The organism is Aminiphilus sp. (assembly GCF_029975095.1).
GTDB lineage: Bacteria > Synergistota > Synergistia > Synergistales > Aminiphilaceae > Aminiphilus.
Genome location: NZ_JARKPW010000106.1, coordinates 1 through 6,781, shown reverse-complemented (window position 1 = coordinate 6,781; position 6,781 = coordinate 1). Strand labels below are relative to the sequence as shown.

At 62.5% G+C, this 6,781-nt stretch carries 7 protein-coding genes and 1 riboswitch; of the genes, 2 read left to right on the top strand and 5 right to left on the bottom strand.

What is annotated here, in order from left to right; translation table 11 throughout:
- Positions 1 to 51: 51 nt before the first annotated feature.
- Genes Q1K49_RS06395 through Q1K49_RS06380 form a run of 4 tightly spaced genes read right to left on the bottom strand, consistent with a single transcriptional unit; the run spans position 52 to position 3,657 of the window.
- Complete coding sequence (locus tag Q1K49_RS06395; protein ID WP_300524157.1) at positions 52 to 726, bottom strand: hypothetical protein; 675 nt, start codon at positions 724 to 726, stop codon at positions 52 to 54.
- Between the two features lie 40 nt (positions 727 to 766).
- Complete coding sequence (locus Q1K49_RS06390; protein WP_300524160.1) at positions 767 to 1,498, bottom strand: ABC transporter ATP-binding protein; 732 nt, start codon at positions 1,496 to 1,498, stop codon at positions 767 to 769.
- Positions 1,499 to 1,503: 5 nt separating this feature from the next.
- Positions 1,504 to 2,538, bottom strand: a complete 1,035-nt coding sequence (locus Q1K49_RS06385; protein WP_300524154.1) for an iron ABC transporter permease — start codon at positions 2,536 to 2,538, stop codon at positions 1,504 to 1,506.
- Between the two features lie 6 nt (positions 2,539 to 2,544).
- Positions 2,545 to 3,657 (bottom strand): ABC transporter substrate-binding protein, encoded by a 1,113-nt coding sequence (locus Q1K49_RS06380; RefSeq protein WP_300524151.1) that lies wholly within the window; start codon positions 3,655 to 3,657, stop codon positions 2,545 to 2,547.
- A gap of 391 nt (positions 3,658 to 4,048) precedes the next feature.
- On the opposite strand from Q1K49_RS06380, the gene Q1K49_RS06375 reads away from it, so the two are divergent.
- Entirely contained in the window at positions 4,049 to 4,786 is a 738-nt protein-coding gene (locus tag Q1K49_RS06375; RefSeq protein ID WP_300524148.1) for a FadR/GntR family transcriptional regulator, read from the top strand.
- Between the two features lie 24 nt (positions 4,787 to 4,810).
- Here the strand turns inward: Q1K49_RS06375 and Q1K49_RS06370 are convergent, their stop codons facing one another.
- Complete coding sequence (locus Q1K49_RS06370; RefSeq protein WP_300524146.1) at positions 4,811 to 5,137, bottom strand: cupin domain-containing protein; 327 nt, start codon at positions 5,135 to 5,137, stop codon at positions 4,811 to 4,813.
- 156 nt (positions 5,138 to 5,293) lie between these two features.
- Positions 5,294 to 5,467: riboswitch (cobalamin riboswitch) on the top strand.
- Positions 5,468 to 5,769: 302 nt separating this feature from the next.
- Here Q1K49_RS06370 and Q1K49_RS06365 point away from each other — a divergent pair.
- A partial coding sequence (locus Q1K49_RS06365) for a hypothetical protein (protein WP_300524144.1) occupies positions 5,770 to 6,781 on the top strand: 1,012 nt, incomplete at its 3' end.

Here is a 6,781-nt window from a genome sequence, read left to right as displayed (position 1 = left end):
CGGGCCCGCCCCTTCGGCTTCCCGATGGGGCTTGCCCGTCTCTTGCAGGAGTTACAGAACGCCGTTGCGTTCGAGGCGGAAGAGTGTCGCCTCTCGGTGGTCTCTGCCGAAATAGAACCGCGAGCAGTCTATTTCAGGCGTCTCCCGGGCGAGGCGGACCATGTCCTTCAGCAGAAGGGCGTGTTGTTGCAGCATCCCGGCCTCGGCCACAGAGAGCCGGGCGACGAGACCTCCGAGGTGCAGGGCGAAAAGCCCGTCCTCCGCAAGGGGAACTCCCGGGAAGGCAAGCGTCTCCGTGAACAGGACGGAGGCCTCGTCCGATTTCCAGAGGGTCTGCCGCCCCTCGCTTCCGGAGACGACCGTGACCGGAAGGAACATGTGTCCGATCAGGTAGGAGGCGGAGTCCCGCATCGCGAGCGGGTCGAAGGATTGAATCGAACGCTCCCAATGATAGTGTCCTCCGAAATAGCGCAGGACATCGGAAAAGACGATGTCGCTCGCGAAGGGAATGTCTCTCCCGTCGGCGAGGAACCGCAGGAAAAGATGCAGGGGAGTTGGAACCGGATTTCGGTCGGCGATGGAGAGAAAAACGTCGTAGTCCAGGGGATCCGCGTCCAACGACAGAAATGCGTCGACGAGGGCGCGCTCATGCTCCTCCCCGACGGGGCACGGGCAGGTCAGCATCGTGTAGAGCAGTGTTTGCAGCGCTTTTCTTTCGATCAGCATGGATTCGCATCTCCTTTTTCGGACACGTATTCGGGGGCACTCATGAGAACAGCGGCACGACCGCAGAATATCCTCTGCCGCCGGAGGAGAAGGATATCTTCCGGACATCGGCGCCGTACAGTCGTCGGAGGTTTTCGTCCACGAGGACATCCTCGCAGGCGCCGAAGAGGTGCTCCTCGGGAGAGAACAGAAGCAGCGCCCTGTCGGAGATCACATTCGCATGATGGGGTACGTGTGTGCTCATGATCACCGTCATGCCCTCGTCCCGTAGAGACTGCAGCGTGCGCAGCATGGTGTTCTGGTTCCTGAAATCCAGGGCGGACGCCGGCTCGTCGAGGACCAGGCAGCGGCATTCCGACGCCAGGGCACGGGCGATGAGGACCATCTGGCGCTCGCCTCCGCTCAGGGTGCGGAAAGGGCGCTCGGCGAGCGTCTCCAGCCCCAGGCGTTCGAGGCAGGCTCGACAGGCGGAGAAATCATGTTTCCCGGGGGAGCTGAACAGGCCGATATGACGGCTCCGTCCCATCACCACCATATCGAGAACGGTGTACCCGAAGGAGACCGCCGCGATCTGGGGCACGTATCCGACGCTTCCGCCCCGCAGCATGCTGCCCTCGGAGAGCGGGAGCACACCCTGGATCGTTTTCAGAAGCGTCGTCTTCCCCTTGCCGTTCGGCCCCAGGATGGAGAGGATCTCCCCTTCGCCGACGGAGAGGGAGAGGTTGCGGAATATCCAGTTTTCTCGGCTGTACCGGAATCCTCCTTTTTCCATGGTGATCACATCCATGCACCTCCTTTTCTCTGGCGTTTCTTGAGCAGGAACGCGAAAAGCGGGGCTCCCGCGAGCGCCGTCAATATCCCGATCGGAATCTCCGCCGCGGTCAGGCTTCTGGCGATGTCGTCCATCAGGATGAGATACGACGCGCCGAGAAGCGCCGACACGGGAAGCAGCTTCCTGTGGTCGGACCCCACCAGCATGCGCGCCATATGCGGGACGACAAGCCCCACCCATCCCACGATCCCTGCCAGTGCCACGGTTGCCGCAGTGATCAGCGTCGTGCAGGCGAGGACAAGCCACCTGTTGCGGTGGACGTTCATGCCGAGGGACTCCGCCTCCTCCTGCCCCAACGAGAGGACGTTGATCCTGAACCTGATCAGGTGCAGCAGCGTTCCCGCACAGCAGATCACCGGAGCGGCGAAGAGCAGCCTTTCCCACGACGACGACGCAAAACTGCCCATGAGCCACATGACGATTGCGGGGAGCTTGTTGTAGGGATCGGCCACATACTGGCCGAGAGAGGTGAGCGCCGTGAAGAACGCGCTGATGACCACGCCGCCGAGCACGAGCGAGAGAAGAGATTCCTCCCGTTCGCCCGAGCCGAGGCTCCAGACGGCGACCATCGCCAGAAGGCCGAAGACAAAGGCGAGGGGAATCACCGCGAAAAGGCCGTCGAAGAACAGAATCGCCACCGCGCCGCCGAACCCCGCCCCGGAGGAAACGCCGATGATCTGCGGTCCTACCAGGGGATTGCGGAAGACGCCCTGAAGAGCCGCTCCGGCGAGTGCCAGTCCTCCTCCGGCGAGCAGGGAACCCAGAACGCGGGGAAGGCGGATGAGAAGGACCACAGAGGTTTCCTGGGGAGTCCAGGAAGCCTCTGTGGGAAAAAGCACCGAGAGCAGGATTCGGGCAACACGCTCCACGGGAACGGGAAAACGCCCGATCGCCAGAGAGAACAGGGCGACTGCCGCCGTCAGGGCAAGAAGCACTCCTGCAAGAAGGGGGAAGGGAACGGCGCGGTGTCGTTCGGTCACGATGCCCTACTGTGCCCTTCCGAAGAGAGCTTCGTAGTGCGCGCTTCCCCGGTTTCTCTCCATTCCGAGAATATGCTCGTACTGCGCCCGGGAGAGGGTTTTTCCGTAGAGGAGGGTGTAGGCTTTTTCCATTTCTCCGGGAAGGTCGAACCTGTCCCGCCCGGGATGGAGAACGGAGGACATCCACATCCACATGAGGGGCGTCTCCTGATTGGGGGGATCCCAGCGGTAACCTCCGAGGGGGAGCTTGTAGACGCGGCGGTTCTTTACCGCGGAGACTCCCTTGAGCCGCTCGTCGGCGTAGACATGCTCGGGGGTGAGATCCCGCTCGAAACCGTTGAGCAGAATGACCTCCGGATCCCACAGCAGAATCTGTTCCTCGTTCACGGCGGCGAATCCGTCGATCTCTTCCGCGGCGACGTTTTTGCCTCCCGAGAGGACGATCGAGACGTCGTTGTGCGTGTTCTTTCCGGCGACCTGATAGTTGGCGAGAAAACGGAGGAAATAAAGCGTCCGTGGTTTTTCGGAATCGGGGATGGCCTCGCTTCTCCGGGTGAGCTGTTCGCGGGTCTTCCTGTGCCAGTCGAGAATCGTGGCAGCCTTCTCCTGCTTTCCGAGGATGGCGCCGAACGTCTCGATCCATCCCTCAAGGTATTCCTGGGTGCCGTACTTGAAGAGCGCGATCTTCATCCCCGCATCCAGCAGGGGGATGTAGAGATTGTCGCCGAAGTTCCCCCACTGGAAGACGATGTCCGGTGCGAGGCTCATGAGCGACTCCACGTTGGGCTGGAACCCCTCTCCCTGGACGATATCGCTGCGGATCCGCAGCGCCTCGGGGAAGAATTCGGAAAGGATTTCCCCCTCGATGGCCGTCTTCGAGAGCGGATTCATTCCCACCAGCCGTTCCGAAGAGCCGTCGATGGCGAGCACCATGCTGGCGGCCGGAATGGGAATGGTGACGATGCGCTTGACCGGGCCTTCGATCACGACCTCTCTTCCGGCCTGGTCCGTGACGACCGTTTGCGCCCCATCTCCGGGCGACATGAGAAAGCACACGAGGAACAGGGCGCATAGTCCCGTTCCGACAACCCGAAGCCTGTTTCCCAACATCCTGTGCATGAAACGATCTCCTCTCTTTCTGGCACATCTCACCGACACATGACGCTTTCCGGCAGATATTCCGACGGCGGCGCGAGTGTTAGAATCATCTAACACTCGCGCAACATAACAAAACCCCCGCGTCTTGTCAAATCCTTTTTTTCACTCGTGTGGCTGGACAGTGATAGTGTCACCCCTGGGCGGGACGATGAACATGTCATCCATGACGAACAGGGGCGACGAAGGCGTGCGGCCTTTCCGGTGTCCCTGTAGAATGAGGTGAGGCGTCGTCGTGCGTGGCCTCTTTGCCGCCTGTCGGGAGGCGGGAGGCGCGCAGGTCGGGGGGGACACACGGAAAAGAGACCGTCTTCCGCCGAACGGGGCAAAGCTATCGTATGGGGGGAATGGCTCCATGTCCGGGGAAAAGATCCGGAAAAGCGCCGGGTATGCGGAGTTCAAGCCGGTGTGCACCGTCAAGGCCTCGGAGGCGATTTACGAACAGATCCGGCGCAGCATTCTCGACGGCCGGTTCAAGGTGGGGGACAAGCTCCCCTCGGAGCGGACCCTCATCACCCAGTTCAAACGCAGCCGCCCCACCGTGCGGGAGGCGCTGCGCATGCTCGAACAGAGCGGCCTGGTCCGGATCGTTCCCGGTGGCGGCACCACGGTGCAGCACTTCGCCGCGTCGAACATCGAGGAGCCCTTGGAGACGATGCTCCATCTGGAGCGGATCTCCGCGAAGGAGATCTACGAGTTTCGCATCGTCCTCGAACAGGCCATGCTCGCCTGGTGTGTGGAGCGCCGCACCGGCGAGGACCTCCGCGCCTTTCGGGAGATCGTCGCCGCCGCGGAGGGCTGTCTGGGGCACTGGGAGACGTTTCTTCTCCAGGATCTGGCGTTCCATCGGCGCATCGCCGAAGCGGGGCGCAACGGCCTTGTGGCCGTGGTCTACCGGGTGCTGTACCGCATTCTCTCCCAGAGTATGGGGGAGCGCTTTCAAAGCCTCGACGCGGAGGAATCGCTCCTGCATCAGCGGGAGATCCTCGAGTGTCACCGGAACCTGACCTGTTACATCGAGGCGCGGAACCTGGAGGCCGCCCGCGGTTGCCTCGAAAGGCACCTGGACAGGTATCGGACGCTCTTCTGCTGACGCGCCCCCGGTTTCCGCCGGGGGTCAGGCCTCCCGCTCGGCCCGTCTGCCGCCGAAGGCGTGGATGGTTCTCGTGCCTGCGGTGCAGCATCCCCCGTGAGCCACGCCGGAGGGGATAAACAGCTCGTCGCCGGGATCGAGCGTCACCGTCCTTCCCGCCATGGTCACGGTGTAGCGCCCGTGCACGCAGACGAGATATTCGTCGTAGTCGTGGACGTGCTCGTCGGAGGTCCTGTCCGCGAAGGACGTCCAGAAGGCCATCTGCGAGCCGTCGGCCCCGCCCGCGACATAGCCCTCGATGTCCTTCGTGTACTGCGAACTCCGCCGGATGCGGTTCGCCGGATTTCTCATGAACGCAGGAAACTCTTCCACAGCGATCACCCTCGTTCCGAAAAGAATGCGATGCTTTCCCTCCGCCGGATACGGCGGCACATCCGGCATTTTGACGGATGCGCTTCTTCCTGTTATGCTACCGCAGGAACAGGGCGACGGAAAGGGAGAAACCTCTTTTTGTCGTTATAGACAGGTTCGCGGAGGGCAGGAAGCCGGTGTGAAGCCGGCACAGCCCCGCTACGGTAAGGATGACGATGCACGGACGACGCCACGGAACGAACCGTTCTGGAAGGCCCGTGCGGAGGATGACTCCGAGTCCGGACACTGCCCCGCGTCGCAAGACTCCTTCCTCGAGGGCGGAAGGTGTCCTTTTCGTTTTCCTCATTCCGGAAAAGGGCACTTCCCAGGAGAAACGGGGTTTCGGACGCGGCGCGTGGGCGAAGGCGCGACGGAAATTCCACTCCGGGGGAGGTGATGTCCGTCTCGAAAGTCCCTCATGGGTGACACTCTTCAAGGAGGAAGGCATCTCCTTGTCCGGCTCCCGAAAGGGGCGGCTCGGCAGGGAAGGCTTTGGAGGGAACCCGAAAGGAGCCGCCGGGAGGCGATGTCTTTTTCGGGTCCGGGAGAAATACGGAAAGGAGACGTGCAGCATGCAGCGGAACAAGGAGCGTTTCTTCCGCATGTCGCGGATCTTCACAGTGATGCTTGTAGTGTTTCTGGCGTTCGGATCGGCCGTCGCGGGGGCCGTGGAGAAGGCGGTCTACGCCACCACGGACTACACGTCGGGGGTTCTTGGAGTGGCCTCGGGGGATTCCGCCGTGAAGGTGGGCTCCGCCGGAGGGGATCCAGCGCTCTTTTCCTTCCAGAAAGACGGGGCCTGGAAGGTGCTCCACCGGGAGACGAACAACTACGGGGCCGCCCTGGACACCTTCACCGTCTACAATCCCGAGAACTGGGGAACCCCGGAGGTGAACAGGACGCTGGGGCACAACATCGCCGGGGCGGCCACCTGGGGAACGTGGCTCTTTCTGGCGAACTACTACAACGACGGCACGGCCTCGTATCTCACCAAGCACGACATGACGAACAACTACGCGCAGGTCGCCTCGGTCAACTTTGACGACGGCGTTGCCGCCAACCTCAGCGAATACGTGAAAAGCGTCCTCGTGGTGAATGATGCGCTCTTCGTCCTCATCGAGCGACGGGATGCCTCCTGGCCTCCCGTGCACGCCGCAGGTTCGCTGGTGAAGCTCGATCCCGCCTCCCTGGAGGAGATCGGCCGGGTTGCGGTGGGCAAGAATCCTTCCGCCATGGCCTATGCACCCACCTTGGGCAAGATCCTCGTCACGTCCTTCGGCGGCGCGAAGAACGCCTCCGGGACCACCGCCATCGAGGCGGTCTCGGTGTCCACCCTCGAAAAGAGCACCTTCGCCACCGCGGCGGATCTTCCGGCGAGCGCCGCCGCCTATGCCTTCGACTTCATCGGCGTCACCGCCTCGGGCATTCTTTATGTGACGGCCTATTACAACGACGCGGTGAACTGGCCCGATCCGAACCCCTGCAAGGTCTTCTCCTCCCCCGTGGGAGCGCTTGCCTTCACCCAGCGCGCCTCTCTGCCGGGATGGGTCGGCTGGGCCGCGGCGGATCCGGAGCAGAACCTCT

What these genes read in the sequence shown, in the direction of transcription:
- Q1K49_RS06395 (WP_300524157.1), bottom strand. Translation starts at nt 726, where the DNA reads ATGCTGATCGAAAGAAAAGCGCTGCAAACACTGCTCTACACGATGCTG.
- Q1K49_RS06390 (WP_300524160.1), bottom strand. Translation starts at nt 1,498, where the DNA reads ATGGAAAAAGGAGGATTCCGGTACAGCCGAGAAAACTGGATATTCCGC.
- Q1K49_RS06380 (WP_300524151.1), bottom strand. Translation starts at nt 3,657, where the DNA reads ATGCACAGGATGTTGGGAAACAGGCTTCGGGTTGTCGGAACGGGACTA.
- Q1K49_RS06375 (WP_300524148.1), top strand. Translation starts at nt 4,049, where the DNA reads ATGTCCGGGGAAAAGATCCGGAAAAGCGCCGGGTATGCGGAGTTCAAG.
- Q1K49_RS06370 (WP_300524146.1), bottom strand. Translation starts at nt 5,137, where the DNA reads ATGAGAAATCCGGCGAACCGCATCCGGCGGAGTTCGCAGTACACGAAG.